The organism is Hydrogenovibrio thermophilus (assembly GCF_004028275.1).
Lineage (GTDB): Bacteria > Pseudomonadota > Gammaproteobacteria > Thiomicrospirales > Thiomicrospiraceae > Hydrogenovibrio > Hydrogenovibrio thermophilus.
In genome coordinates this window covers 963,732-990,010 of record NZ_CP035033.1, presented here as the reverse complement: position 1 = coordinate 990,010, position 26,279 = coordinate 963,732, and the positions used below count along the sequence as shown (strand labels likewise).

Here is a 26,279-nt window from a genome sequence, read left to right as displayed (position 1 = left end):
CCAAACGGCCATTAATCCGTAACGGCCTGTTGCATATCTTATCTGTCTATTTAAGGCGCTATTCGCTGTCCGCTTTATTGATCGCCTGTTTGAATTCGCGCATTTTATCACTCAATACCTGCTCAATCACAGATAATTGCTGATCGGCATTCTGTTCAACCAAACTCACCAGAGCCGAACCGACAATAATGGCATCGCCCAGTTTCGCCATCTGATAAGCGGTGTCGCCATCGCGAATCCCGAAACCGATGGCCACCGGCATGGCCGTTTTCTGGCGCAAATGCCCAACATGCTGCGCCACATCCGATGCATCCAACGCTTTGGAACCGGTCACGCCTTTTAACGACACGTAATAAACAAAACCGCTACCCATATCATTGACGGCTTTCAAACGACCGTCCGGCGTCGTTGGCGACACCAGGAAGATGCGGTTTAAGGTTTCATCCTGTAAAGCGCTCAAATAACCATTGGTTTCTTCCGGCGGCATATCCACCGTCAAAACACCGTCCACACCGGCTTCTTTGGCATGTTTCGCAAAGGTTTCCACGCCCATGGCTTCAATCGGATTCAAATACCCCATCAAAATAATCGGGGTCTTGGCATCGGTTTTTCGGAACTCCGTCACATAACGAAAAACATCTTTCATGCTGACATGATAGGCCAGCGCGCGTTCCACGGCTTTTTGAATGACCGGACCATCCGCCATCGGATCGGAAAACGGCACACCCAGCTCCAACATATCGGCGCCCTGTTCGACCAGCGAATGCATTAATGAAACGGTCATATCCGGATGCGGATCACCCGCGGTGATGTAAGGGATTAAAGCGGTCTTGCCTTGTTCTTTCAAAGCCGCCAGCGTTGCATCAATTCGATTCATTTTAAAACTCAAACCCCTCTATCTTCGCGATGGTATTCATATCTTTATCACCACGGCCGGACAAATTCACGACAATGGTCTGATCCGGTCGCATGGTCGGCGCCAACTTGGTGGCATACGCCAAGGCATGGCTCGATTCCAACGCCGGAATAATACCCTCATAACGCGTCAAATCGCGAAAACCTTGCAGGGCTTCATCGTCGTTAATCGCGACATAGTCCACTCGCCCAATGTCTTTTAACCAAGAGTGCTCCGGCCCGACACCCGGATAATCCAGACCAGCGGAAATGGAGTGCGTTCCCATGATCTGCCCATTTTCGTCTTCCATCAAATAGGTACGGTTACCATGCAACACACCTGGCTTGCCTTTGCACAATGGAGCGGCATGCTCGTTGGTTTCCAAGCCATGACCACCTGCTTCGACACCGTAAATCGAGACCGATTCGTCCGGTAAAAAATCATAAAACAACCCGATGGCATTAGAGCCGCCGCCCACGCAGGCGATCAAAGCATCCGGCAAACGCCCTTCTTTTTCCAAGTGCTGCTGCTTGGCTTCACGCCCGATGATGGCTTGAAAATCACGCACCATTGCCGGATACGGATGTGGGCCGGCCACGGTGCCGATAATGTAAAACGTATCGTCCACATTGGTCACCCAATCACGCATGGCCTCGTTCAAGGCATCCTTCAAAGTGCGGGTACCGGATTCTACCGCCACCACTTCGGCGCCCAGCATTTTCATGCGGGCCACGTTGGGCGCTTGACGCACCACATCATCCGCGCCCATATACACCACACACTCCAAGCCCAGGCGTGCCGCGACAGTCGCACTCGCCACGCCATGCTGCCCGGCACCGGTCTCGGCGATGATGCGCGTTTTTCCAAGACGCTTCGCCAATAAGGCCTGTCCAATGGTGTTATTAATCTTATGCGCACCGGTATGATTCAAGTCTTCGCGCTTCAGGTAGATTTTCGCGCCGCCCAAAGATTCGGTCCATCGCTCGGCGAAATAAAGCGGACTCGGGCGCCCGACATAGTCTTGAAAGTCTTTGGTCAACTCGGCCAAAAATTCCGGGTCGTTTTTCAGACTTTCATACTGTTTATTCAAATCCTCCAACGCTGCCATCAGGGTTTCCGGCGCAAAGATGCCGCCATAGATACCGAAATGTCCTTTTGAATCAGGATATTGCGAATAATCAACACTCATTCTTGAACTCACTTTTCATCTCAATTTTAGGTTCGTGCGGATGCGTTGACCGCTTCCACAAACGCTTGAATCTGTGCCACCGACTTTTTGCCCGGTTCAGCCTCCACTCCGCCGCTGACGTCCACGGCCCAAGGTTGAACAGTTTGAACCGCCTGCCCGACGTTCTCCGCCGTCAATCCACCGGCCAGGATAATCGGCAAACAGGTGTCCTCTCGCTTCGAGGGCGCAACCCAATCCCAGTTAAAGGCCTCGCCGGTACCGCCCGGCACGCCTTTCACATAGGTGTCGAGCAGCAATGCCTGAGCCGACGCATAGTGCTGCGATAAGTCGGCTAGATTTGTACCCGGCTGCATACGCACCGCTTTAATGTACGGCCGCTCAAACTGCTCGCAAAACTCGACGGATTCATCGCCATGAAACTGCAGTAAATCGATTTTCAAACGCTGAATCACGGTTTTCACCAGGCCTGGCTCAGGGTTGACGAACAATGCCGTCGTGGTCACAAAGGCCGGCAGAACATCGATAATCGACCAGGCCTGGTCGATTTCAATATGACGCGGACTGGGTGGGTAAAACACAAATCCCAAGGCGTCGGCTCCGGCTTCCGCCGCCGCCAATGCATCCTCAGACCGCGTCATGCCACAAATTTTAATGCGTGTTCGCATCACGTCATCCTTGCCATAACAGCTCGTTCAACTCAACCACCGGAAGCTCAAAAGCTTCTGGATAAAAGGCATTCACGAAGTAAAGTCCATCCGCCGGCGCCGTCATCCCCGCCTGGGTACGATCCTGCTTCGCCAGTAAATCCGTTACCCAAGTCACCGATTTTTCCCCGCGACCGACCTCCAACAAGGTACCGACGATATTACGCACCATGTGGTGTAAAAACGCATTGGCGCGGATATCGACAAACACGAAGTCGCCGCGACGCGACGCCTCAATCCACTGTACTTCCCGACGTGCATGCGCCGCTTGACACCCTGCTGCCCGGAAAGAGGAAAAATCGCGCTCGCCGATGAGTGCCTGTGCCGCCTGATGCATTTTCTGTTCATCCAGCGGCCAGCTTTCCCAGGTCACACGATGCGCCAAAATGGCCGAATGCACGGAACGATTGAAAATCACATAACGGTATTGGCGTGCCACCGCCGAGAAGCGAGCATGAAAATCGTCCGTCATGGGCTTGGCCCACACCACCCGAATATCACGCGGGAGCTTGGTATTCACGCCTTGCACCCAGGCTTTATCAGGACGTTCGGCCGAGGTCACAAAATGCGCAACCTGACCAATGGCATGCACACCGGTATCGGTTCGACCGGCGCAATTCAACTCGATGGGTTCATTGGCAATTTCCGATAACGCACTTTCCAAGTGCTGCTGCACCGACTCACAATGACGTTGTCGCTGCCAGCCGCAATAGGCCGTGCCTTGATACTCAATACCAATTGCCAGTAACGCCATTGGAGATTAAATGTGATCCTTAATCAGCAGTTCGGCGATTTGAACCGTGTTGGTTGCCGCGCCCTTACGGACGTTGTCGGCGACGACCCACAAATCCAGGCCTTTTTCGCAGGAAATGTCTTCACGCACACGCCCGACGTAAACCGGGTTGGTATCCGCTGCATCGGTCACCGCCGTCGGATAACCACCATCCTGGTGTTCATCAATCAACACGATGCCGTCGGCCGCTTTCAATACTTCCTTGGCTTTTTCTGCGGTGATTTTTTCTTTGGTCTCGATGTGAACCGCTTCACTGTGACCGTAGAAAACCGGTACACGTACGGCCGTCGGATTCACCAGAATGCTATCGTCACCCATGATTTTTTGAGTTTCCCACACCATTTTCATTTCTTCTTTGGTGTAACCATTTTCTTGGAAAACATCAATTTGCGGAATACAGTTAAAGGCGATTTGCTTCGGATACACCGTGGCTTCCACCGGTTTCAGATTCAACAGGTTCGCCGTTTGTGTCGCCAACTCATCAATCGCCTCTTTGCCGGAACCGGACACCGCTTGATAGGTGGCCACGTTGATGCGCGTAATGCCCACCGCATCATGAATCGGCTTCAACGCCACCAGCATCTGGATGGTTGAACAGTTCGGATTGGCAATAATACCGCGCGTTTTATAACCCGCTACGGCATCCGGATTCACTTCCGGCACCACCAATGGAATATCGTCGTCATAACGGAACTCGGACGTGTTATCCACCACCACGCAACCGGCCGCCGCCGCTTTCGGCGCGTACTCGCGGGACACGCTGGCTCCCGGTGAAAACAGGCCAATCTGAACTTTAGAGAAATCGAATGTCGCCAGATCCTGAATTTCGACCCAACCGCCATTGAATTCCAGTTTTTTACCCGCCGAACGGCTACTCGCCAACGGATAAAGGTTCCGAACAGGGAAGTTGCGTTCTTCCAACACTTTCAAAATGGTTTCGCCAACCGCACCGGTGGCCCCCACGACCGCAACATCATACTGCTTTGACATACTTCTCCCTTCTTTGCTGTTTATTTCGTTGAAACGGCTTCTGCATCCGTTGCTTTGATATCGTCCGTAATGGCGTTTTTACTTTTTATCATCTCCACTACGGATTTCGCTTGGTTTTCCAATTTGGTTTTTTCATCTTCCGGGAAGCTGACAATCAACCCGCCCTCGGTCAATTCACGGCTTTCACCAATGAATTTCCCGCCGGATTCAATCATCATCTCGCCGCAGACCACTTCACCGAGCATCTTCCCGCTGGACAGAATATCAATGCTCTCACAAGCCACTTTCCCTTCCAGCGTGCCACTCACCACAATGGTCTTGGCTTTCACCAATCCGGTGACAATGCCTTTGTCACCGATGGACACATCGTAATCGGTTTCAATGATCCCATCGATATGCCCGTCTATATGTAAGGCACCACCCAGGTCTTTAATCTCACCGCTTATTTTACATCCCGCAGCAATAATTGTTTTTCCACCTGCTGGACGCGATCCTGAACCATTTGACTTAAAGATCCCCATGGTACACCTTTTACCTTTTTAAATATTTCATCGTAATCTTTTAAATCCCAGTTGATGAACGGAACGGGATTCAGCTTACGCTGCACAAAACTGACCTCATAATGCAAATGAGGCCCTGAAGACAAACCGGATGAACCGATTTCACCAATCAACTCACCCTTTTTCACCACCTGACCGGTTTTAACCAACAATTTACTCATGTGACCGTAAAGCGTTTTAAACCCGTAGTCATGCGAGATAATGATTAAACGACCATAACCGCTTTGTTTATGGTAGCCGGCGTATTCAATGACACCACTGGCTGTCGCGATGACGCCGTCACCTCGCTTGCCGCGATAATCGATGCCACGGTGGAATTCACGCGTCCCTTTGACCGGGTGCGTCCGCCAGCCGAAACTACTGCTGACGCCTTTGTAGTCTTTTACCGGACGGCCATTCGGAATATCTTCCAACATCACCTGCTTTTCCAACGTGGTGAGTTGAACAATCTTGACCCGATCGGTCACCAACGCATCTTCATCCGGTTTGACGCCAATCAAGTCTTCCAGGCCCTTCAGCGTCTGGTCCAGAAACTGAATCTGCTTGGTCCGGTTATCCAACTGCGTTTGCAGTTTTTTCTTTTCGGTTTCCAACGACAGGTAAGCACTTTTGCTTTTTTCCAGCACGGTGCGATATTCCTGCTCGGCGTTTTCCCGCTTGTCCTCAATATCGACAATTTCCTGGTTCAGCCACCAGATGACGGCCGCCGATCCGGCCAACAACAAAAAGATGAACAACACCACGAATAAGGCGATTTTTCGCATGAACTGCTTAAACGAAAAATGGCGGGAACCGTGTACATCGCTGATGGTGATTGTAAAATGATTCTTCATCTTAAACGGGAGGCTTCCTGTTCATCTCAAAAGGCGTTTTGTGCAGTTTACACGTTTACACGAAAAATGCACGAATCGTTCGTCGCTTTTACAGTGCCGCGACGACCGCATCCCCCATTTCCGAAGTCGAGACTTTCGTCAAGCCTTCCGACCAGATATCACCGGTTCTCAAGCCTTGATCCAAGACCTTGCTGACCGCGTTTTCAATTTTTAAGGCCAAATCTTCATGCCCCAGACTGTAACGCAACATCATCGCCGCCGACAGGATGGTCGCCAATGGATTGGCGATATTCTGCCCGGCGATGTCCGGAGCGGAACCGTGACTTGGTTCATACATCCCTTTATTGTTGGCATCCAATGACGCCGACGCCAACATGCCGATGGAACCGGTCAACATAGACGCTTCATCCGACAAGATATCGCCGAACATATTACCGGTCACCATGACGTCGAATTGCTTCGGATTCAACACCAACTGCATGGCGGCGTTATCGACATACATATGCTGAACCGATACTTCCGGATAATCCTTGGCGACTTCATCGATGATTTCACGCCACATTTCCGTCACTTCCAACACATTGGCCTTATCGACAGAACACAACTTTTTGTTACGCTTCATCGCCGCATCGAAGGCCACGCGCGCAATACGTTTGATTTCGGACTCGGAATACACATAGGTGTTGTAACCTTGGCGTTCGCCGTTTTCCAAAGTACGGATACCGCGTGGCTGGCCGAAGTAAATCCCACCGGTCAATTCACGCACAATCAAAATATCCAGCCCGGCCACGACCTCCGGCTTCAGCGTGGACGCATCCGCCAATTGCGGGAACAAATATGCAGGTCTCAAGTTGGCAAACAACTCCAAATTGGAGCGTAGAGACAACAACCCTTTTTCCGGGCGAACCGAAATATCCAACGACTCCCACTGATACCCGCCAACAGCGCCCAGCAAAATCGCATCGGACTGTTTGGCTTTTTCCAAGGTTTCATCCGCCAGCGGTACACCGTGTACATCGTAAGCCGCACCCCCGACCAAGTCGTGAGTCATCTTGATGTCCAGGCCATCGCTTTTTTGCAAGGCTTCCAGCACTTTCACCGCTTCGGCGGTAATTTCCGGCCCAATGCCGTCCCCAGGTAAAATCAGTACTTCTTTTGTCATTTACAGTGTCTCTACAGTGTCTTTTATTAAATTACTTATTCAATGAGTCAATGAGCCGCAAATCAAAACAGCCAAGGCGAGGTCGCCTTATGCTTGGTTTCAAAGGTTTTGATTTCATCTTCATGCTGCAAGGTCAAACCGATATCATCCAACCCGTTCAACAAACAATGTTTACGGAAGGCATCCACCTCAAACCCGATTGCCTCACCGTTCGGCTTGATGATTTGCTGGTTTTCCAAATCGATGGTCAGCTCATAACCTTCCTGCGCGAAAATTTCTTTAAACAAACCGTCCACCGTCTGCTCGTCCAGCACGATTGGCAAGATTCCGTTTTTAAAACTGTTATTAAAGAAAATATCGGCAAAACTCGGCGCGATGATAACGTCGAAACCGTAGTCTTTCAAAGCCCATGGCGCGTGTTCGCGACTGGAACCACAGCCGAAGTTTTCACGCGCAATCAAAATTTGCGCACCCTGATAACGCGGCTGGTTCAACACAAAGTCTTTGCGTAACGGACGTTTGGAATTATCTCGTCCCGGCTCGCCGACGTCTTCGTAACGCCACTCATCAAACAAGTTCGGTCCGAAACCAGTGCGTTTAATGGATTTCAGAAACTGCTTGGGGATAATCGCATCGGTATCCACATTGGCACGATCCATTGGCGCCACGATGGCGGTAAATTTCGTAAACTTTTCCATCTTGTCTCCTTAAACCGCTTCTTTCATCATGTCACGTACGTCCACAAAATGCCCGGCCACCGCTGCGGCAGCGGCCATTTGCGGACTGACCAAATGCGTGCGCCCGCCAGCGCCCTGACGCCCTTCGAAGTTACGGTTCGACGTGGAGGCACAGTGCTTACCGCTCGGCAGTTTATCGGCGTTCATCGCCAAACACATTGAGCAGCCCGGGTTACGCCACTCGAAACCGGCCTCGATGAAAATCTTATCCAACCCTTCGGCTTCGGCTTGTTGTTTGACCAGACCGGACCCCGGCACCACGATCGCTTGCTCAACCGAAGCGGCTACTTTACGGCCTTTCAACACCGCCGCCGCTTCACGAAAATCCTCGATGCGCGAGTTGGTACAGGAACCGATGAAGACATAATCCACCGGAATATCGGTAATCGCCATATCGGCTTCCAGACCCATGTATTCCAACGCGCGGCGAATGCCGCTGGCTTTGACTTCGTCGGACTCGTTGGCTGGATTCGGCACTTTGCCATTGACGTCCAAGACCATTTCCGGCGACGTTCCCCAAGACACTTGTGGTTCGATGCTGGCACCGTCGATTTCCACCACCTTATCGAACACGGCATCATCGTCGGATTTCAAATCTTGCCAGGCCTGAACGGCCATTTCCCACTGGTCGTCTTTCGGTGCCATCGGGCGGCCTTTTACATATTCGATGGTCTTATCATCCACCGCCACCAAACCAACACGCGCACCGGCTTCAATCGCCATGTTACACACGGTCATACGCCCTTCGATCGACATATCCCGGAACACCTGTCCGCCGAATTCGATAGCATGACCGTTGCCGCCGGCGGTACCGATTTTGCCGATAATCGCCAAGACCACATCTTTCGGTGTGACCCCCGGCTGCAATTGACCGTCCACCTTGATCAACATGTTTTTCATTTTCTTTTGAATCAAGCATTGCGTGGCCAGCACGTGCTCCACTTCCGATGTCCCCACACCATGTGCCAAAGCACCTAAAGCTCCGTGCGTCGCCGTATGAGAGTCACCGCACACCAACGTGATGCCCGGCAAAGTCATCCCTTCTTCCGGCCCGACTACGTGCACGATGCCCTGGCGAATGTCGCCGATACCGAATTCGGTAATCCCGAAATGTTTGGTATTGGCATCCAATGTCTGTACCTGAATCCGCGAAATCGGATCGGCGATGTCGTCCACCGTTTTATACGGCGTGGTCGGCACGTTATGATCCGGCGTCGCCAAGTTGGCGTTGACGCGCCAAGGTTTACGATTGGCGAGACGCAGGCCCTCAAACGCTTGAGGCGAAGTCACTTCATGCAACAACTGACGGTCAATGTAAATCAACGCCGTCCCGTCTTCTTCCTGACGGACGACATGGCTGTCCCACAATTTATCGTATAAGGTCTTGGCAGACATTGGTATAATCTCTCTCCTAAAAATATGTGACGTGAAATGCTCTGATGAAACCGGCGTTTAAACGCTCTGAAAAGTCATTTCAACCGACGCATAAACCCTATTCTGTTTTAATTCAACGTAATTGATACGAATCAAGGTCAACAATAAGGTCTAAAAAATAGCTAATCATTATAGCATTTTCAAACCCTTTCATTGTAAAAAATAGCATCCAACCGCATCGAGAAACAACCGGGAAACACGCCATGGGCTACCGCATCAAAGAAGCATTTTATTCACTGCAAGGAGAAGGGTTTCATTCCGGCCGCCCGGCCATTTTCTGCCGTTTCAGCAACTGCAACCTCTGGACCGGGCGAGAAGCGGATCGAGCGCAAGCCGTTTGCCAGTTTTGCGATACCGACTTTCTCGGCACCGACGGCCAAAACGGCGGGCAATTTAAAACCGCTGACGACCTGGCCGAACATCTATTGACCCTCTGGCCGAAAACCAACCCCACCGACAAGGAACCGGCTCACGCTCACCCCCATCCGTTTGTGGTTTTGACCGGCGGAGAGCCGCTGTTACAGGTCGACCAAACGCTGGTGGATTCGTTTCACGAGCATGGTTTTGAAATTGCAATTGAAACCAACGGCACACAAAAGGCACCGCAGGGCATCGATTGGGTTTGCGTCAGCCCCAAGGCCAATGCGCCATTGATTTTGGATGAGGGGAATGAATTGAAACTGGTGTACCCGCAGGCAGATTGTCCACCGGAAAAAGTCGCCGGTTTGCCGTTTGACCATTTCTATCTGCAGGCCATGGACGATGCCGACCCAACGATTCAGGCCCGAAACCTCAAAGCCACTCTGGACTATTGTCTGGCGCACCCGCAATGGAAACTCAGTTTACAGACCCATAAGATTCTGGGCGTTGACTGAGTTGCGCCGCCGCCTCGTCCGCCAAACGTTGCTTTAATTGCAGTGCCACTTGGTTACGATAATGAAACGGCACCTTCTGATTCACCAGCAAGGCAAACGGTGACCAGGCCTGGTCGTTTTTGATGTAACCCGCCAAAGCACTGACCCCGATTAAGGTACCGGTTTTGGCATACACATCCGGTTCCACTTCCGGCAACAGGTCTTTCCAAGGGCGGAAACGCTCCAGCACGTCCACCAATTGCCGCGCACTCAACCGATTTTCACGCGACAAACCGGCACCGTCTTCCAAATAAAAATCCCGCCAACCGAAACGGCGCTTTAAACGACTGTTCAGCAACTGCTTCACCTTATCCGCCGTGGCCGGTTCGCCATAGGCGTCCGCCGCCAGCTTCAGCGCGAGTTGATTGGCGATAAAATTGGTCGAATAACGCATCATCGGCGCCACCATTTCCCCCAGCGTCAAGGAGTTCAGGTGGCGATAACTCAATAGCTCGCGCAGTCCCGAGCCTTTGGCTTCAACCATCGGATGCCATTCAATATCATCCGCCACCGTCACACCCTGTCGTTTCAAGAACGCACCCAACAACTCGGCGAAATAACGCTGTCCCAAACGCACGTCCGGCCCCAGATTAAAGCGTCCCTCACTGAGGTCGGTTTCATGACCGATCTTAACCGCCAAGCGCGTCAAAGGTGTTTGCGATTCGGCCGACACAATTTCACCGTCATCCGACTTCAAAAACAAAGTATTGAAATTCGCCGCCAACGCACTCGGATGCGCATCATAAGGATTCAGAGTATCGGTGGTACCGGGCAAAACCAGGCCGGGCTGAAAATAACCGGCATCCAAATAAATCGCATCCAGATGCGACACGCCTCTATCCCCCAAGGCGGAAGCCAGACGCGATGCAATGGTTTGCAACTCCTCCGACACCAAAAACGGGTCGCCATAACCTTTCACCCACAAAACCACCGTGCCGTCCGACGCCCGCCTGACCACACGGAAGTCGGTTTTAAAACGATAGTTGCGCCCCCAGTGATCCAACGCCAAATAGCCGGTCACCAGCTTGGTGGTGGAAGCCGGAATCAATAACCGCTCCGCTTGATTCGACACCAACGGTTGCTCGGCGGCGTTCAATAGCAAAAGCCCCGAAGCCGGCCTTTTCGCCAGCTCCGACTCCAAAGTGGCGGCCGATGCCGTAAACGACGCAAGGCAGGACAGCACCAAGCCCGCAAGCACACGACCGGAAACCGGCCCGGTTCCAAGCCGGCATATTGTCAAAAGCACTTTTTTCACGGACGTCCCTGCTTCGTTAAAATTCAAGCTTTCATTCTACTCGCTTTTGGCCAATGCCGACAGCAAAACCACCGCCAAAATCCAATGACATTTTTCACCAGACCGGGTCGAATTTGAATGCGAATTGAAACCACAGCATTGGGTGAAAAATGATAAGATAATTCGACATTCATCATACAAACTCAAACAACCAAAACCGTCATTGACACCGGAATTCGCTCAGGAACGCCTATGCAAGTACAAGACATGGAAAAGTTCTCGAAAATCCTCAGCTGGGTTTTCGCTTATTACGAAAAGGACTTAACCGACCTTACGTTTGAAATGTACTGGAACGGACTGAAAGACTATTCCATCGAACAGGTTCAGGAAGCGTTCAACGCCCACATGCAACACCCGGAAGAAGGCAAGTGGTGGCCGAAAGTCTCCGACATTATCAAACACTGCAAAGGCGGCACCCAAGACAACGCCTTGCGTGCCTGGAACGAAGTGGAAACCGCCATTCGCAAAGTCGGCGCCTATCAAGACGTGGTGTTTCACGATCCGCTGATTCATCACATCATTCATAAAATGGGCGGCTGGATGGCCATTTGCGACATTCCGGACGAAAAATCGCTGGTCTTTAAAGCCAATGAATTCAAAAACACTTACCGCGCCATGTACGGCACCTCGGCCCAGAATCAACCGCCGGTAGAATTGACTGGCATCATCAATGCCCAGAATTCAAAAATCGAAGGCGCGAAAAAGGCCCCGCCGGTTTTAATCGGCGACCCGAAAAAGGCGCGCGAAGTCATGAAACACCTCACCAGCCCCGACAAACTGATTACGATCAGTCGCACATCGCAAAAGCTGGCGCGTCAGTTGACCGAGCAATCCGCAGGATAAAGCATGAATATTCGTTTTGAAACCGAAGTGGCGGAAAAGCTTTCCATGCATGAAGCGATTTTTCTCGGCTGGCTACAATACAATTACACCCAATCACCGATTAAAACCGACGAACTGGAAAAGCTCTTTGCTTTCTGGCGTGACGAAGTACTTTATAAAGTATTGTTGAAACTGGAAGAACGGCAAATCATTCAGGTAAAACGCAATCTGGACGACTACTGCATCTTCCAGATCAACCCGAAAGCCTATCAGGAACAAACCGGTTTGACCCTGCCCGCCGATGCGCAACTGCCGGTGAGCGAGGCTTTGATGGACGACAACCTTAAGAAACACCTCAAGCGCTTCCAAAGCACCGACTCGATTCTGAACAAAAAACTCAGTCAACTGATTCGAGAAAACAGTCAAGCCATGTTGCAATACGCCGAAGAGGAAGGCTTGTCACCGGAAGCGGCCAGCGCCAGCTTCGATAAATTCCTGCATTATGTCGCCGCCAATCCGGACCGTTTCTGGAACAGCGACTTGGTGGCTTATTGGCGCTTTTGGGTCAGCAACACCAAAGACAAGGTGCAAAACCAGCCGGGCCAACCCGGCACCGGCAAACGCGCCGCCATTGAGCGCTCCGTGCAAAGTGCCGCCAACAACTGGTTGAAAAAGAAAGCGCAAGACCCGCAACTCTATCAGTCGGTGAAAATCACCCACGAATAACCCGCCCGGCCACGACGTATCCCCATTATCAAAAACCGCCAGGCCTGGCGGTTTCTCGACATTTTTCACGCCTAAAAAAACCCGCCGAAGCGGGTGTTGAAAACGCTTTCCGAACACGGAAAGCGTGGCTTAGGAAGCTCGCGAGTCTACTTGAACAAAGAACCGGTAATCCCGGCATACCAACCGTGCGCCGAACGCGCTTCCTTGGCAAAACTGCCGTCTTTCGGGAAGAGACCACCGCTGGTTTTAACGATTTTGCTTTGTTCTAACTTATAACCTGCCGCCACGGAAATGCCGTAATCCGGCGTCACCAATGAATAACACTGATTCCCCATCGTCGCATTGGCATTCGGCTGATGACCGGCCAACAAAGCGGCAACAGCCGCTCCGCACACCATGCCTTGCGAATTCGCCGAGAAACCGGACTTCGGCATCGGACTGGCCACACTGGCGTCCCCCAACACATGAATGTTCGGCACCAAAGTGGATTCAAACGTTTCCTGATTCACCGGACACCAGCCGGACGCATCGGTCAAGCCCATGCGTTTCGCCGTCGTGTTCGCGGTTTGCGACGGAATGTAATTCACCACATCCGCTTTAATCGTCTGACCATTGGCGGTGACCACTTCCTTGGTTTTCGGGTCCACACGAGTCACTTCACCGCCGTTCGATTTTGAGACCCATTCAATCATTGCATCATCCGAACCATAACCGTAATATTCTTCCCAACCAGCGGTGAACATACCTTGTTTCGAGAACTTGTCTTTTGAATCCAGAATGATCAATTTCGCTTTCGGTTTATGTGCCTTCATGAAGGTCGCAATCATACTGGCACGCTCATAAGGCCCGGGAGGGCAACGGAACGGATTCGGCGGCGCCGCCATCACCATCACACCATTGTCGGGCATCGCCTGCAACTGAGATTTCAAAATCAACGTTTGGTAACCCGCTTTCCAGGCATGCGGCACTTGATACGCCGTCGATTCGTCCAACCCTTCGATGGTATCCCACTTGAACGAAATGCCTGGCGAGACCACCAAGCGGTCATAAGCCAACGGTTTCGAGGCCATGGCCAAACGCACCAACTGCTTGTCCGGATCGACACCGATGACTTCATCGTGCACAACGTTGATGCCGTGCTTTTGCTGCAGCGTCTTATAATTGAACGTAATGTCGTCGATGCCGACAATTCCGCCCAGCACCCAGTTACTGCCGAAGCAGGTTGAATAATCGGCGTTCTTTTCGACCAGCGTCACCTCAATATTCGGATTGGCTTTCTTGATGTTCTGAGCGGCGGAAATACCGCCCGGCCCACCACCGACCACGACCACTCGCCCAGCCGAAGCCGGTCCGGAACGGACTGCGGCGGCCGTACTGCAACCGGTGAGTAAGCTGGCGCCCGCCAGGGCGCCCAGTTTTAACAGGTCTCTTCGTTTCATATACCGTTTTCCTCTTTGATTATGGTTATGTTTCCCGCTGGCCGATTCAACAGGCGCGGGATGAGGGTTGAGACGCAACGCCTTGTCTAAAGTGCTTATCGTGCGCAACCAAACGTTCGCACCTTTTCAAACAGTTTCAAATTTCAAAAAGATACGATAAACAACTTAGCCTTGGCGCCATTTTAGATGCAAATAGTTTTTATTTATGCTGAATAAACCCTATCAATGCAAAGGAAATAAACGGTTTTGTGAAATCAAGATCAGACCGAAATGTGCAGATAAAAAGATAGAAAAAACAATGCGAAAGCAGAATTGTGCAAGAAGTTTGCAAAAAAATCGTTCTAAATCAACACTTTTTAAGCAAACTCTAATATAAAAAATTTCGAAGACGGTCGACGGTATTTTCAGCGGATTAAGCGCGACTCATGTACTTGCCGGTCTCGGAGTTCACCTTTACGGTTTCACCCGGTTCGATGTATTCCGGAATCTGGATTTCCAAGCCGGTACTCAAAGTCGCCGGTTTGGTTCGGCTGGTGGCGGATGCACTTTTCATGCCCGGCGCCGTCTCGACAATTTCCAGTGCGACGGCAATCGGCAATTCAATCGCAATCACCTGTTCGTCCAGCACCAAGGCTTCAATCCCTTCCAGCGCTTCATACAAATACCCGGTTTGGCCTTCCAAGTCTTCCGGCGACAACGTATATTGCGAAAAGTCCTGCAAGTTCATGAACACATAGTTTTCACCGTCCATGTAACTGAACTGCACCGGCACCCGCTGGCAATCGAGCTCTTTTAAAAAGTCGTCGCCCTTGAAGGATTCGTCCAACTTCTGGCCGGTTTTAACGTTATTGAAACGCACTTTATACAAAGTCGCCGCACCACGTGATGACGGGCTTTTGCAATCGACGGTTTTCACCACATACGGCTGGTCGTTGATCTCAACCACCATGCCTTTTTTCAGTTCATTCGCTTTTGGCATATTTCATTTTCACTCTTTTTGGATTCGCCGCCGATTTCAATGTAACAATCACGGCGAGTTTCCAGCATTATATTTTCTCGAATACTCGAGCGACAACTAAAAAGAACGTCAAATCGAACTGGAACCACCAAAACCACCAGGCCTGGTGGTTTTTAGTTAATTCGGTAAATACACGAACGACAGCATCGACACCGAGCTCATGTCGATAACATCATTGAAGAAATACACTTCATCCTGAGCATTGCGAAGACCGAGGCTGTACAAAAGCGGTAGATAGTGATCATAGGTCGGATGCGCCTGTTTGCCCAAGGTACCGAAGCCTTTGAAATCAATCAAAGTCGCATCATCCCGATCCGACACCGCCGCCTTGACCCGTTCATTGAATTCCAACGCCCAGTCAAAAGCGGGCTTTTCCTGCCATTGCACCTGCGACAGGTTATGCACCACATTTCCGCTGGCCATGACCAGAACGCCCCGCTCGCGCAAGTCCTTCAAGCGCGCCGCCAATTCATAATGAAACGCCGGCGGTTTTCGGTAGTCGATACTGAGTTGATACACCGGCACCTCCGCCTTCGGAAACATCGACAACAACACCGACCAGGTTCCGTGATCCAAGCCCCAGTCGTCGGTCAGACTCACAGTGTCGGGTGCCAGCTGTTGGGTCTGTTCGGCCAAGGCCGGCGCGCCATCACTCGGATAGTGTTGCTCGAACAAGACGGGTGGAAACCCATAAAAATCGTGAATGGTTTCCGGTTTGGCCGTCGTCAACACCTGGGTTTTGCCCGGCGTAATCCAATGTGCCGAAATCGATAAAATCGCTTTCGGTTTGGGTAATGCCTGACCGATGGCTTGCCAATTACGGGTGAAATCGTTTTGCGTGACCGCATTCATCGGATTGCCATGCCCAATAAACAAAACCGGCATGGTTTGCGGCGTTTTTTCGAACCGACTTAAATAGTTCATCAGGGTTTGCAAGGAATAGTGACTCATGGGCTTTCTCGAAATATTTTCTGGGTTTATGGAGTTATGTTGAGTGATGTTTAGTTGAGCCTATTACGCCAAAAAACGACACCGGAATAAAGTGGCTATTCGGCACAACAGTCTTTCCAAATAAGACTTAATAACCCTCACCTTAAAGCCATTATTGACATATAGATCCCAAAATACCGCCCATATTGACAACTAGTTTTCATTATGTAAACTAGTTGTCAATATGGCATTTAGGAGGCCACATGCCGAACAGCAAACAAACGCTCATTACCGATACCGTTATTCAGATTTTTCGCGCCAACGGGCAACTGCTTCATTGGGGAGACGGTTTGACCGGGCAATTCGATCTCACCAGTGCACGGTGGCAAATGCTGGGCGCCCTGATATTTTCCGACCATCCGATGACGGCCCCACAAATGGCGAACAGTATGGGCGTCACCCGCCAAGGCGCGTTGAAACAATTGAACCTGTTGGAAGCCGAAGCCCTGGTGGAAAAACACCCCAACCCGATGAACAAGCGCTCTCCGCTTTACCGGCTCACCGACGAAGGCGAAGCACGTTATCACCAAATACAGAACCGTTGGTATACCCACCTGGAAGACATCGAACACGCATTTTCCGCAACCGATCTGCACACAACGCTCATGGTATTGGAAAAACTGAAAGACTTACATGAAACACCGCCGGGTTAACGTAAAGGAGCACGTCATGACACGATGGATACACATTACCAGCGCCAGCTTGGCCTGGTGTTTAATTTTGATTTTTTGGAGCAGCACTCTTGTGTCGGAAACACTGGGGAATCCGGCTGACATTCAAGCCGTCAAAACGTTTATTCTCTATGGCATGGCGATTTTAATTCCGTCAATCATCACCGCCGGAATCAGCGGTTTTCGCTTGAGTTGCGGTCGCCTTAATCCGTTGGTTGACCGCAAACTGAAACGCATGCCCATCATTGCATTGAACGGCCTGCTGATTCTGTTACCGTCGGCGGTGTTTCTCGCCCACAAAGCGGATATCGGTGAGTTCGACGAACTGTTTTACGGTGTTCAAATGCTGGAGTTGACCGCAGGCCTGGTCAATTTTTATCTCATGACATTGAATGCCCGCGACGGTCGACGGTTAAGCCGACCGGATACCAATCAAAACAATGTCCCCGCTACGGAAAAACGTTTGTAAAGAATGCCTCAGTGTTCGACGCGATTACGTCCGGATTGCTTGGCTTGATACAGCAGCTTGTCCAACTGTCCCTGTACGTCTTTAGGTGTGTGCTGAGCGTGCAGTTGAACCACACTGATACTGATGGTGAATTTGATGTCATGCGTCCAGGTAATCTGTTCAACACCGAGGCGTAAAGCTTCGGCCTTTTCAACCGCTTCACGCAATCCCACTTTACGCAGAATCACCGCGAATTCTTCACCGCCCCACCGAATCAAATCGTCGTCGGACCGAATATGGTTGCGCACAAAACGCGTCAAGCCTTTGAGAATCTCGTCTCCCACCAAATGACCGTGGGTGTCGTTGATTTTCTTGAAATGGTCAATGTCGTAAAACAAAATCGACACCGGTTCTCGACGGTCAAGCTGCTGAATCAACCAATACAACTGCTTATTGAAATAACGGCGATTATAGGCCTTGGTCAATTCATCCACTTCGCTGGCATGTTTAATCACTTTGTTTTTGTGCTGCAACACATCGATTTCATCCAAGGTGGCCACCAAGCGACGGCTGTAACTGCGCAAGATCAGATACAGCAATACCAGGAACACCAGCAAGGCCGAGCCACCTAAAATGATTTGCCCCCAAAGGTTTCGCAAATGGGTTTGATAGAAGTCGGTGATGTCTTCCAGCATCTGAAACTTGGCGACCGGCTCACCATCAAAAGACCCGAGATGCACACCGGTCACCACCAGATAGGTCCGATCATGCCGGTGTATCAGTTGAGAAACTTTGTTTTCGTCCACGGGCAGATGGTTGAAAATCGGATCGGTATAAACCACTGAATAGTCACCGACAATCGGATACGTTGCTTTGTGTTCCAAGGGCTGCAATTTCTCGGACTTGACCAGTACCTGCGATTTAATGGCAAACTGATGATTCAGACGATGGATGAAATATTCCGGGCGTACACCGAATTCCAATACGCCGAGATAATGTTTATCGGCGTCAAACAACGGACTGGTGATGCGATACGCAAACCCATTACGGCCGGTTTCAAAGCCACTGGCCTGTTTACGGCTTTGATTGACGGCCACCACAATCGGGCGCACTTCCGTTAAATCATCACCAGCGAACTCAGGACGGTGCATCCGTAGGATGGTGACATTATTGGGGTCGATAAAATGCATGACGAACAGATTCGGTTGCAACTGCCGCATCGCATCGTATTCCGGTTTGAGAAAATCGTAGAGCGCCTGGCGGTTTTGCGGGTGAACCAACTCAGTCAATTGCGGGTTTTGACCATAGTGCAATAACAGAAAGTTATAACTTTCCTTCAGGTGACGTTCCATATCGTAAAAGGAACCGCGCACGCCTTCCGACAGGGTTTGAATTTTCTGGTCGAAACGTTTTTCGGTTTGCTCAACCCCGACATACAATTGAAAACACAGGGCGCCCGCGCCTATCAAGGCAATGGCCCAGTAATACACCCAATGCCATCCGGAATTGGGATTCACCCTTGCTTTGATCATCGCCAAACCCTTTGATTTTAAATTGAAAAACGTTTCAAACGCTTCAAATCATTCGTGGTTTTAAGTATAACAATTTTTGTCTCATCGCGAACAAAAAACCATTATGTCCCCTTGCTCCCATTATGACCCACTTCTCCTCTTTACAGCGGCCACCGAACCTGTAAGATGGAACCTATATTCATTCCTACCGATTACAAAGAGGCCATCGGATGACACCACGATTCGCGCTTTACTGGACACCCCTGACAATGCTTTTCCTGGCGTTTTGTTTCACTCCTTTCGCTTGGAGTGCGTCACTCGCCGTCGGCGAAAGTGCACCGGATTTCGCCTTAACCAATCAAAAAGGCGACACTGTCCGTTTATCGGATTACCGGGGTCAATGGGTCGTCTTGTATTTTTATCCAAAAGACGACACGCCCGGCTGCACCACCGAAGCCTGTAGTTTTCGCGACAATATCAACCGCTTGATTCAACGTCAGGCGGTGATTCTCGGTGTCAGCCTGGACGATTCCGCCAGCCACCAAGCCTTTGCCGAAAAACACCAACTGCCGTTTAACCTGCTGTCCGACCCGGACGGCAAAGTGGCCGAACAATATGGTTCGCTCGGCGACTATTTTTTATTCAAACTGGCGAAACGTCACAGTTTCATCATCAACCCGAATGGAAAAATCGTTAGAATTTATCGTGATGTCGACCCGGAAGCGCACGTCGCCATCGTATTAAAGGATTTGAAAACGTTGCAGGAAGGGTCACCTTAAATTCATTCGTCAGGGTTCCTCAATGAATCCGGGGAAAGATTTCACGCTTGCCGCGGTCTAATGAGTAAACGGATACAGAAAAAGGAACCGCCATGTTACGCAAACTGTTAACTCTACTGGCTCTCGCCGCCACCCTGTCGGTGAGTGCCTGTGCCAAGGAGCCGGAAATGAACACACCAACCGCCGAAAACACGGATTACATCGTTCTGGGAATGGGTTGTTTCTGGGGTGCCGAAAAACGCATGAGCGAAATTCCCGGCGTGATTGACGTCGAAAGCGGCTACGCCGGCGGCGATGCCGAAAACGCCGGTTATTACGACGTACTCGGCCTGGAAAAAGAAATCCGTTACGGTAAAACCGACCAACGCAATCATGCGGAAGTCGTCAAGGTGACCTTCGACCCTCAAACAGTCGACCTGGAAACCATTCTGATTCATTTTTGGGAAAATCATGATCCAACTCAAGGCGACCGCCAGGGCAACGATGTCGGCACCAATTACCGCAGTGCCATCTACACCCATAACGACGCCCAAACCGCCATCGCCAAACAAACCGAAGCGGCTTATCAAACCGCTCTGACTCAAGCCGGTTACTCGAAAATCACCACCGAAATCGCGCCACTTCATAACTACATCACCGCCGAGGAATACCACCAGAACTATTTGCAGAAAAATCCCAATGGCTACTGCGGCCTGGGCGGAACCGGGGTGAAATACCCCGGCGACGGTAAGTCACCGATGCCGAAAAGCGAACCGTCCGCACCGCGTTTGCAAGGCAGCGACCTCAACCAAACGCGTCAGCTGGTGGTGTTCGAGGCTGAAGACTGTGCTTTCTGTAAGCAATTCAAAGCGGAAATCCTCGACGACTGGCAAACCGATGTGGACGTGACCACCACGTTAAATCCAAACCCACCGGAAGGTTGGACACTGGAGAAAAGCCTGTTTGCGACACCGACCATCGTGTTGTTTGAAGATGGCAAAGAAGTCTCACGTTTCACCGGCTACAACGGTGACAAAGCCCGTTTCTGGAAATGGATCGGCTTCCGTTTGCTGACACCGGAACAACGACGTATCGCCTTTGAACAAGGCACCGAACAAGCCTTTACCGGGTCGCATCTCGATGAAAAACGCCCCGGCACCTTTGTGGACCCCATCACCGGTGCGGCGTTGTTCCGCAGCGATACCAAATTCGAGAGCGGCTCCGGCTGGCCAAGCTTTTTCAACCCGGTAGAAGGCGCCATCACCGAACATGAAGATTTCAGCCACGGCATGCACCGCATTGAAGTCCGCAGTGCCAGTTCCGGCATCCACTTAGGCCACGTGTTCAATGACGGCCCGCCGCCGAGCCATAAGCGCTACTGCATCAACGGCAATGTGCTGAAATTCGTACCGGACCCTCCGGAAAATAACGCAAACAACACGGAGTAATCCGCATGCGCATCGTAATTCTGGGCGGCACCGGCCTGGTTGGTTCCTATTTAAAACCGCGACTCGAACAAGGCGGGCATGCCGTCAAGGCTTATGGCCATGAGGCGTTCGATCCGGAATTTGATCTGGCTTCCGAACTCAATGGCCTCGATTGTCTGATTCAATTGAGCGGTGCGAATATCGGCCAGCGTTGGACCGCCACACACCAAAAACGCATCTGGTCCAGCCGCGTGGATTTAAACCAACGCTTGGCCGACGTGCTGCAATCGCTGGATGAGCCACCGAAGCGCGTCATCGCCGCCTCCGCCATCGGCTTTTATCCGGAATCCGATTGCGACCATCCCATGGACGAATCCCACACCGACGCCGGACAGAACGCTTTCGGCGATTTGGTCCAGGCCTGGGAAAAAGCCACACAACAACTCGCTGCGCCGGAACGGCTGGTCACCTTTCGATTCGGAGTGGTCCTGGCCGCGCATGGCGGCGCTTTGAAGAAGATGTTGCCCGCGTTTAAACTGGGGCTGGGCGGCCCCATTGCCGGTGGCCAGCAATGTTTTTCCTGGGTCCACATCGATGACCTGGCACAAGGTTTTTTATTTGCGCTCGACCATCCGGAGATGCACGGCACCTTCAACCTCACCAGCCCGCAACCGGTTTCGCAGGCCGAATTCGGCCGCCAACTGGCCCGCCAGCTACACCGCCCTTTCTGGTTGCCGGTTTTCCGCTGGCAACTGTGGTTACTGCTCGGCGACGGCGCGCAGGTGCTCACCGTCAGCCAAGCCGTGGTGCCCACCCAATTGACCAAAGCCGGGTTCCGCTTCCAATACCCAACGCTTGATAAGGCACTTGAAAACCTTTTCTGAAAAACCGCCAGGCCTGGTCATAAGGCGTGTTTTACTCGTGAATGGATGACGACGATTTTATAGCCGCCTTTTTACCTTTCGGGCTGAAATGTTCGGTCAATAAATCCACAAAAGCGCGAACCTTGGCCGACAAATAGTGACGATGCGGAAACACCGCATACACACCATGAGGCGGCAGTTCGTATTCGGCCAACACCTCAACCAGTTCACCCTGCTCAATCAAAGGCTGACAGAGAAATTCCGGCAAACGCCCGATGCCGACGCCGGCACTGACCAACGTCTGCTGCATCTGCAGGTTATTGGTTTCGGCAATATGCCCGATATCGACATTGATGACCTCGCCTTTTTCATTCACATATTCCCAGGTAATCGGCACCTGGTTATACAGGTACTTCACCGCCTGATGCGTGCGTAAGTCATTCGGGTGCTGCGGTGTACCGTGTTCGTCGAGATACGCTTGCGTGGCCACCGTAATCATTCGAAACGAGAGTATTTTGCGGCTAATCAGGTTGGAATCCTTCGACTCTCCCATCCGCACCGCCAGGTCAAAACCTTCGCCAGCCAAATCCACCAGACGACTGCTGAAATCCACATTGAGTTTGATGTCCGGATAACGCTGCATATACGTCGCCACCACCGGCAATAGGTGCGATTGGCCGAAACTGGCCGGCAAACTCACTTTCAAACGCCCCACCGGCTTTTGCTGCAAGGTGTCGATGCTCATTTCGGCTTCACGCGCTTCCATCAAGAGGCCGCGTGTTTTTTCGAAATAGACCCGTCCGATGTCGGTCAAACTCAAACTGCGGGTGGTGCGATTCAACAAGCGTGCGCCCAGCCGCTCTTCCAAACGGGTGACTTCCTTACTGATATACGACACCGAATGCCCCAACACCGACGCCGCTTCGGTAAAACTGCCGGATTCCACCACCTGCACAAAGGTACTGATGCCTTCCAAACTGTCGTGACGGTTTTTCATAAGCCTGCTCGATTGTTCTTTATTTGGAAAAAGTCTTTTTATTATTTAACCATTCTAAACCATACAACAAAAATGTACGCTATTCATAACGTTGAAACGCAATACAAACACGAACCCGACACAAAGGCAGACACATGAAATTAACCAACAGTTTTTCAGGCTATGGCTGGATCAGCATCGCACTGCATTGGGTGATTGCCGTGGGCATCATCGGCTTGTTTGCACTCGGCCTGTGGATGGTGGACCTGAGCTTTTACAGCCCCTGGTATCACGACGCCCCGGCGATCCATAAAAGCCTCGGTGTGCTGTTGATCGGCCTAATGGCGTTGCGTCTGGTGTGGCGCTGGGGCAATCCAACCCCAAAACCACCGGCCAATCATTCCCGGTTCGTCACCTTCGCGGCCCACAGCGCCCATGCACTGTTGTACCTGCTGGTGTTCGCCTTGGGCGTGAGCGGGTATTTTATTTCCACCGCTGAAGGTCACGGCATCGACGTATTCAACTGGTTTACGGTGCCGGCCTATCCGCTGGGCATTGAAAACCAGGCCGATATTGCCGGCGAATTCCATTATTGGATTGCCGTTACCTTAATCGCACTGGCAGGCTTACACATGCTGGCGGCGCTGAAGCATCATTTCATCGACAAAGACGTCACCTTGAAACGCATGCTGAAAGCCACCGACGAATGACGACTTTATTAACCATCCAACACAACTTTATCTTAAAACACTCTTGAAAGGAGAATCCTTATGAACACCCTAACTTGGCTTAAACGCACTTTCCTGGCCACCGGCCTTTCCATCGCCTCTCTGGGGCTGTCGGCTACGGCTGTCGCCGCACCGGCCAATTATCAAATCGACACCAAAGGCATGCACGCCTCGGTGAATTTTAAAATCCAACACTTGGGCTACAGCTGGTTGACCGGTCGTTTCGACCAGTTTGGCGGCACTTTCGTGTACGATTCCGAAAAGCCATCCAACAGTAAAGTGGATGTCAGCATCGACACCGACAGTGTCAACACCAACCATGCCGAGCGCGACAAGCACTTGCGCAGCGGTGACTTCTTGGACGTGAAGAAATTCCCGAAAGCGACCTTCGTCAGTACGGAAATCACCGAAAACGCCGACAAAACTCTGACCGTCAAAGGTGACCTGACATTACACGGCGTCACCAAACCGATTGAAATCCAAGCCAGCAAAGTCGGCGAAGGTAAAGACCCTTGGGGCGGCTACCGTGCCGGGTTCACCGGAACCACCTTAATCAAACTGGCGGATTATGGCATTACGTATAACCTCGGGCCGGCCTCCACGGAAGTCTATTTCCAGCTCAACTTGGAAGGCGTTCGTCAGTAAGGGCTTTATCGTAAAGACTTTCTTTAGAGAGCCACGTTACAAGCTTTAATCGAATCGAATAATACATAAAAGAGTCTCCTAAGACGTTACCGCTGGCTTCCCCCGAACCAGCGGATTTTTTATCGCCTTCAACAACCCATCACCGCAACACGTAACCTTTTCACCAGGCCTGGTGACTTTTGTATCTCCCCGATAATCAACAACTTAATACTTTCCCAATCAAAGCGCCATCGAACTAAACATCGCTTTATTCCTCAAATTAGGGTAAGCTAGGTTCCCTTTTCGATGCAAATGCCTCGATTCATTTCTGTTTGACTCTGTTTGACCGAAACAACGCCTTACGCAACCCTTATGAGATCCATCTTTTATGAGCTTTAACGCCCTTGGTTTATCCGCCCCCATTCTTGACGCCATTCAACAGCAAGGCTATGAAACGCCCTCCCCGATTCAGCAGCAAGCCATCCCTGTCGTACTGGAGGGCCGCGACGTCATGGCCGCCGCCCAAACCGGCACCGGCAAAACCGCCGGCTTTACGTTGCCGATATTGGAACGCTTATCAAAAGGGCCGTCTCCTAAAGCCAACCAAGCGCGCGCTTTGATTCTGACCCCCACACGTGAACTGGCGGCACAAGTCGCCGACAGCGTGGCCACTTACGGCCAACATTTACCGCTCAAATCCACCGTGGTATTCGGCGGCGTCAAAATCAATCCGCAAATGATGCGCCTGCGCGGTGGCGTGGACATTCTGATTGCCACGCCCGGCCGTCTGCTCGACTTGCACAGCCAAAACGCCGTCAAATTCGATCAATTGGAAATACTGGTATTGGATGAAGCCGACCGGATGCTCGACATGGGCTTCATTCACGACTTGAAACGGATTGCACGTCTGTTACCGAAAGACCGTCAGAACCTATTATTCTCCGCCACTTTCTCCGATGAGATTCGGAAGCTGGCGCAAAGCTTCGTTACCAACCCGGTGGAAATTTCTGTCACACCCCGCAACTCCACCGCCGAAACCGTCACCCAACAAGTTTACCCAGTCGATAAAAACCGTAAATCCGCTCTGCTGGTTCATTTAATTCAAGAACATAAGTGGTTTCAAGTATTGGTCTTCTCGCGCACCAAACACGGTGCGAACCGCTTAACTCGTCAGCTGGAAACCAAAGGCATCCGCGCCGCTGCCATTCACGGCAACAAAAGCCAGGCCGCCCGAACACGCGCCTTGAGCGAGTTCAAAGACGGCAAGATTCAGGTACTGGTCGCCACCGACATCGCCGCACGCGGGCTGGACATCGATCAATTGCCGCAAGTGATCAATTTCGACCTGCCCAATGTGGCCGAAGACTACGTTCACCGCATTGGGCGTACCGGACGCGCCGGCGCGACCGGGCAAGCCATTTCACTGGTCAGCGCCGACGAAATCAAACAACTCTCCGACATCGAAAACCTGATTCAAAAACAAATTCCACGTCATATTGAAGACGGTTTTGAACCCGAAACCGACTTGCCGGAAACCCGTTTGAACCACCGTCCGAAAAAGCCAAAAAAACCGAAGAAGCCCAAAAAACCCAACGCTCCTCAAGGCCAAACAGCGAATGAAGGTGCTACAAACGACACCCCATCCAACAAAAAACCGGCGCCTTCCCGAAGACGCAAACCCGCGTCCAACCGTAAGCCGTCTCAAAATCGTTCCGGCCAAAACCCATCCGGAAAACGGCCAAACCGTTCCCCCAAAAACACCCAGCATTGATT

Annotated in this window: 27 protein-coding genes; 11 read left to right on the top strand and 16 right to left on the bottom strand. The window is 51.4% G+C overall.

Going from position 1 to position 26,279, the window contains the following annotated elements; all coding sequences use genetic code 11:
* Window positions 1-58: 58 nt before the first annotated feature.
* From trpA to leuC, 10 genes are all read right to left on the bottom strand, one after another.
* Window positions 59-877, bottom strand: a complete 819-nt coding sequence (trpA, locus tag EPV75_RS04575) for a tryptophan synthase subunit alpha (protein ID WP_128384606.1) — start codon at window positions 875-877, stop codon at window positions 59-61.
* A gap of 1 nt (window position 878) precedes the next feature.
* Window positions 879-2,084: a tryptophan synthase subunit beta gene (trpB, locus tag EPV75_RS04570; protein WP_029937651.1), complete on the bottom strand. Its 1,206-nt coding sequence runs from the start codon at window positions 2,082-2,084 to the stop codon at window positions 879-881.
* Between the two features lie 26 nt (window positions 2,085-2,110).
* Window positions 2,111-2,749, bottom strand: coding sequence for a phosphoribosylanthranilate isomerase (locus tag EPV75_RS04565; protein ID WP_128384605.1), 639 nt, complete (start codon window positions 2,747-2,749; stop codon window positions 2,111-2,113).
* A 4-nt stretch (window positions 2,750-2,753) separates the two neighbouring features.
* The gene (gene truA / locus EPV75_RS04560) at window positions 2,754-3,542 is read right to left on the bottom strand and encodes a tRNA pseudouridine(38-40) synthase TruA (RefSeq protein WP_128384604.1); all 789 of its coding nucleotides are present in this window, start codon (window positions 3,540-3,542) and stop codon (window positions 2,754-2,756) included.
* A 6-nt stretch (window positions 3,543-3,548) separates the two neighbouring features.
* On the bottom strand, window positions 3,549-4,571 hold the full coding sequence (locus EPV75_RS04555) for an aspartate-semialdehyde dehydrogenase (RefSeq protein WP_127119942.1): 1,023 nt from the start codon (window positions 4,569-4,571) through the stop codon (window positions 3,549-3,551).
* 20 nt (window positions 4,572-4,591) lie between these two features.
* Window positions 4,592-4,996, bottom strand: coding sequence for a polymer-forming cytoskeletal protein (locus EPV75_RS04550; protein ID WP_264080565.1), 405 nt, complete (start codon window positions 4,994-4,996; stop codon window positions 4,592-4,594).
* Window positions 4,997-5,013: 17 nt separating this feature from the next.
* The gene (locus EPV75_RS04545; protein WP_029937646.1) at window positions 5,014-5,964 is read right to left on the bottom strand and encodes a M23 family metallopeptidase; all 951 of its coding nucleotides are present in this window, start codon (window positions 5,962-5,964) and stop codon (window positions 5,014-5,016) included.
* 88 nt (window positions 5,965-6,052) lie between these two features.
* Window positions 6,053-7,126 carry a 3-isopropylmalate dehydrogenase gene (leuB, locus tag EPV75_RS04540; RefSeq protein ID WP_029937645.1) on the bottom strand — a complete coding sequence of 358 codons (1,074 nt, stop codon included), beginning with the start codon at window positions 7,124-7,126 and terminating at the stop codon, window positions 6,053-6,055.
* A 62-nt stretch (window positions 7,127-7,188) separates the two neighbouring features.
* The gene (gene leuD / locus EPV75_RS04535) at window positions 7,189-7,824 is read right to left on the bottom strand and encodes a 3-isopropylmalate dehydratase small subunit (protein ID WP_128384603.1); all 636 of its coding nucleotides are present in this window, start codon (window positions 7,822-7,824) and stop codon (window positions 7,189-7,191) included.
* A 9-nt stretch (window positions 7,825-7,833) separates the two neighbouring features.
* The gene (leuC, locus tag EPV75_RS04530) at window positions 7,834-9,258 is read right to left on the bottom strand and encodes a 3-isopropylmalate dehydratase large subunit (RefSeq protein ID WP_128384602.1); all 1,425 of its coding nucleotides are present in this window, start codon (window positions 9,256-9,258) and stop codon (window positions 7,834-7,836) included.
* Between the two features lie 242 nt (window positions 9,259-9,500).
* On the opposite strand from leuC, the gene queE reads away from it, so the two are divergent.
* Complete coding sequence (queE, locus tag EPV75_RS04525) at window positions 9,501-10,172, top strand: 7-carboxy-7-deazaguanine synthase (RefSeq protein WP_128384601.1); 672 nt, start codon at window positions 9,501-9,503, stop codon at window positions 10,170-10,172.
* Here queE and EPV75_RS04520 read toward each other — a convergent pair.
* Window positions 10,135-11,466 carry a D-alanyl-D-alanine carboxypeptidase/D-alanyl-D-alanine-endopeptidase gene (locus tag EPV75_RS04520; RefSeq protein WP_225972395.1) on the bottom strand — a complete coding sequence of 444 codons (1,332 nt, stop codon included), beginning with the start codon at window positions 11,464-11,466 and terminating at the stop codon, window positions 10,135-10,137. The genes queE and EPV75_RS04520 overlap by 38 nt on opposite strands.
* Window positions 11,467-11,697: 231 nt before the next feature.
* On the opposite strand from EPV75_RS04520, the gene EPV75_RS04515 reads away from it, so the two are divergent.
* Together EPV75_RS04515 and EPV75_RS04510 are read left to right on the top strand one after the other, a co-directional pair.
* Window positions 11,698-12,348, top strand: a complete 651-nt coding sequence (locus EPV75_RS04515; RefSeq protein ID WP_128384600.1) for a DUF6475 domain-containing protein — start codon at window positions 11,698-11,700, stop codon at window positions 12,346-12,348.
* Window positions 12,349-12,351: 3 nt separating this feature from the next.
* A complete protein-coding gene (locus tag EPV75_RS04510; RefSeq protein WP_128384599.1) occupies window positions 12,352-13,053 on the top strand; it encodes a hypothetical protein in 702 nt (233 codons plus the stop codon).
* Between the two features lie 146 nt (window positions 13,054-13,199).
* On the opposite strand, the gene EPV75_RS04505 is transcribed toward EPV75_RS04510, so the two are convergent.
* The 3 genes from EPV75_RS04505 to ygiD all read right to left on the bottom strand — a co-directional run bounded on the left by EPV75_RS04505 (window position 13,200) and on the right by ygiD (window position 16,461).
* Window positions 13,200-14,492 (bottom strand): NAD(P)/FAD-dependent oxidoreductase, encoded by a 1,293-nt coding sequence (locus EPV75_RS04505; protein ID WP_127119948.1) that lies wholly within the window; start codon window positions 14,490-14,492, stop codon window positions 13,200-13,202.
* Between the two features lie 412 nt (window positions 14,493-14,904).
* Window positions 14,905-15,471 carry an elongation factor P-like protein EfpL gene (efpL, locus tag EPV75_RS04500; RefSeq protein ID WP_029937637.1) on the bottom strand — a complete coding sequence of 189 codons (567 nt, stop codon included), beginning with the start codon at window positions 15,469-15,471 and terminating at the stop codon, window positions 14,905-14,907.
* Between the two features lie 156 nt (window positions 15,472-15,627).
* Window positions 15,628-16,461, bottom strand: a complete 834-nt coding sequence (gene ygiD / locus EPV75_RS04495; protein ID WP_225972394.1) for a 4,5-DOPA-extradiol-dioxygenase — start codon at window positions 16,459-16,461, stop codon at window positions 15,628-15,630.
* Window positions 16,462-16,703: 242 nt separating this feature from the next.
* Here ygiD and EPV75_RS04490 point away from each other — a divergent pair, with 242 nt between their 5' ends.
* Together EPV75_RS04490 and EPV75_RS04485 are read left to right on the top strand one after the other, a co-directional pair.
* Window positions 16,704-17,153, top strand: coding sequence for a MarR family winged helix-turn-helix transcriptional regulator (locus tag EPV75_RS04490; protein WP_128384598.1), 450 nt, complete (start codon window positions 16,704-16,706; stop codon window positions 17,151-17,153).
* Between the two features lie 16 nt (window positions 17,154-17,169).
* Complete coding sequence (locus EPV75_RS04485; RefSeq protein ID WP_128384597.1) at window positions 17,170-17,640, top strand: hypothetical protein; 471 nt, start codon at window positions 17,170-17,172, stop codon at window positions 17,638-17,640.
* Between the two features lie 8 nt (window positions 17,641-17,648).
* Here EPV75_RS04485 and EPV75_RS04480 read toward each other — a convergent pair whose 3' ends face one another.
* Complete coding sequence (locus EPV75_RS04480; RefSeq protein WP_128384596.1) at window positions 17,649-19,151, bottom strand: sensor domain-containing diguanylate cyclase; 1,503 nt, start codon at window positions 19,149-19,151, stop codon at window positions 17,649-17,651.
* Between the two features lie 209 nt (window positions 19,152-19,360).
* Here EPV75_RS04480 and EPV75_RS04475 point away from each other — a divergent pair, with 209 nt between their 5' ends.
* The 3 genes from EPV75_RS04475 (at window position 19,361) to EPV75_RS04465 (ending at window position 22,199) form a co-directional block, all read left to right on the top strand.
* The gene (locus EPV75_RS04475; RefSeq protein WP_225972393.1) at window positions 19,361-19,909 is read left to right on the top strand and encodes a peroxiredoxin; all 549 of its coding nucleotides are present in this window, start codon (window positions 19,361-19,363) and stop codon (window positions 19,907-19,909) included.
* A 92-nt stretch (window positions 19,910-20,001) separates the two neighbouring features.
* On the top strand, window positions 20,002-21,336 hold the full coding sequence (gene msrA / locus EPV75_RS04470; protein ID WP_128384595.1) for a peptide-methionine (S)-S-oxide reductase MsrA: 1,335 nt from the start codon (window positions 20,002-20,004) through the stop codon (window positions 21,334-21,336).
* A gap of 5 nt (window positions 21,337-21,341) precedes the next feature.
* Complete coding sequence (locus EPV75_RS04465; protein WP_128384594.1) at window positions 21,342-22,199, top strand: TIGR01777 family oxidoreductase; 858 nt, start codon at window positions 21,342-21,344, stop codon at window positions 22,197-22,199.
* Between the two features lie 31 nt (window positions 22,200-22,230).
* On the opposite strand, the gene EPV75_RS04460 is transcribed toward EPV75_RS04465, so the two are convergent.
* Window positions 22,231-23,175, bottom strand: coding sequence for a LysR family transcriptional regulator (locus EPV75_RS04460; protein ID WP_127119956.1), 945 nt, complete (start codon window positions 23,173-23,175; stop codon window positions 22,231-22,233).
* A 134-nt stretch (window positions 23,176-23,309) separates the two neighbouring features.
* Here EPV75_RS04460 and EPV75_RS04455 point away from each other — a divergent pair, with 134 nt between their 5' ends.
* The 3 genes from EPV75_RS04455 to EPV75_RS04445 all read left to right on the top strand — a co-directional run bounded on the left by EPV75_RS04455 (window position 23,310) and on the right by EPV75_RS04445 (window position 26,277).
* Window positions 23,310-23,864 carry a cytochrome b gene (locus EPV75_RS04455; RefSeq protein ID WP_128384593.1) on the top strand — a complete coding sequence of 185 codons (555 nt, stop codon included), beginning with the start codon at window positions 23,310-23,312 and terminating at the stop codon, window positions 23,862-23,864.
* Between the two features lie 60 nt (window positions 23,865-23,924).
* Window positions 23,925-24,527, top strand: coding sequence for a YceI family protein (locus EPV75_RS04450; RefSeq protein ID WP_029937625.1), 603 nt, complete (start codon window positions 23,925-23,927; stop codon window positions 24,525-24,527).
* A 367-nt stretch (window positions 24,528-24,894) separates the two neighbouring features.
* Window positions 24,895-26,277 carry a DEAD/DEAH box helicase gene (locus EPV75_RS04445; protein ID WP_128384592.1) on the top strand — a complete coding sequence of 461 codons (1,383 nt, stop codon included), beginning with the start codon at window positions 24,895-24,897 and terminating at the stop codon, window positions 26,275-26,277.
* Window positions 26,278-26,279: the final 2 nt, after the last annotated feature.

Coding starts and splice junctions, on each gene's coding strand:
- trpA (WP_128384606.1), bottom strand. CDS start 877: ATGAATCGAATTGATGCAACGCTGGCGGCTTTGAAAGAACAAGGCAAG.
- trpB (WP_029937651.1), bottom strand. CDS start 2,084: ATGAGTGTTGATTATTCGCAATATCCTGATTCAAAAGGACATTTCGGT.
- EPV75_RS04565 (WP_128384605.1), bottom strand. CDS start 2,749: ATGCGAACACGCATTAAAATTTGTGGCATGACGCGGTCTGAGGATGCA.
- truA (WP_128384604.1), bottom strand. CDS start 3,542: ATGGCGTTACTGGCAATTGGTATTGAGTATCAAGGCACGGCCTATTGC.
- EPV75_RS04555 (WP_127119942.1), bottom strand. CDS start 4,571: ATGTCAAAGCAGTATGATGTTGCGGTCGTGGGGGCCACCGGTGCGGTT.
- EPV75_RS04545 (WP_029937646.1), bottom strand. CDS start 5,964: ATGAAGAATCATTTTACAATCACCATCAGCGATGTACACGGTTCCCGC.
- leuB (WP_029937645.1), bottom strand. CDS start 7,126: ATGACAAAAGAAGTACTGATTTTACCTGGGGACGGCATTGGGCCGGAA.
- leuD (WP_128384603.1), bottom strand. CDS start 7,824: ATGGAAAAGTTTACGAAATTTACCGCCATCGTGGCGCCAATGGATCGT.
- leuC (WP_128384602.1), bottom strand. CDS start 9,258: ATGTCTGCCAAGACCTTATACGATAAATTGTGGGACAGCCATGTCGTC.
- queE (WP_128384601.1), top strand. CDS start 9,501: ATGGGCTACCGCATCAAAGAAGCATTTTATTCACTGCAAGGAGAAGGG.
- EPV75_RS04515 (WP_128384600.1), top strand. CDS start 11,698: ATGCAAGTACAAGACATGGAAAAGTTCTCGAAAATCCTCAGCTGGGTT.
- EPV75_RS04510 (WP_128384599.1), top strand. CDS start 12,352: ATGAATATTCGTTTTGAAACCGAAGTGGCGGAAAAGCTTTCCATGCAT.
- EPV75_RS04505 (WP_127119948.1), bottom strand. CDS start 14,492: ATGAAACGAAGAGACCTGTTAAAACTGGGCGCCCTGGCGGGCGCCAGC.
- efpL (WP_029937637.1), bottom strand. CDS start 15,471: ATGCCAAAAGCGAATGAACTGAAAAAAGGCATGGTGGTTGAGATCAAC.
- ygiD (WP_225972394.1), bottom strand. CDS start 16,461: ATGAGTCACTATTCCTTGCAAACCCTGATGAACTATTTAAGTCGGTTC.
- EPV75_RS04490 (WP_128384598.1), top strand. CDS start 16,704: ATGCCGAACAGCAAACAAACGCTCATTACCGATACCGTTATTCAGATT.
- EPV75_RS04485 (WP_128384597.1), top strand. CDS start 17,170: ATGACACGATGGATACACATTACCAGCGCCAGCTTGGCCTGGTGTTTA.
- EPV75_RS04480 (WP_128384596.1), bottom strand. CDS start 19,151: ATGATCAAAGCAAGGGTGAATCCCAATTCCGGATGGCATTGGGTGTAT.
- EPV75_RS04475 (WP_225972393.1), top strand. CDS start 19,361: ATGACACCACGATTCGCGCTTTACTGGACACCCCTGACAATGCTTTTC.
- msrA (WP_128384595.1), top strand. CDS start 20,002: ATGTTACGCAAACTGTTAACTCTACTGGCTCTCGCCGCCACCCTGTCG.
- EPV75_RS04465 (WP_128384594.1), top strand. CDS start 21,342: ATGCGCATCGTAATTCTGGGCGGCACCGGCCTGGTTGGTTCCTATTTA.
- EPV75_RS04460 (WP_127119956.1), bottom strand. CDS start 23,175: ATGAAAAACCGTCACGACAGTTTGGAAGGCATCAGTACCTTTGTGCAG.
- EPV75_RS04455 (WP_128384593.1), top strand. CDS start 23,310: ATGAAATTAACCAACAGTTTTTCAGGCTATGGCTGGATCAGCATCGCA.
- EPV75_RS04450 (WP_029937625.1), top strand. CDS start 23,925: ATGAACACCCTAACTTGGCTTAAACGCACTTTCCTGGCCACCGGCCTT.
- EPV75_RS04445 (WP_128384592.1), top strand. CDS start 24,895: ATGAGCTTTAACGCCCTTGGTTTATCCGCCCCCATTCTTGACGCCATT.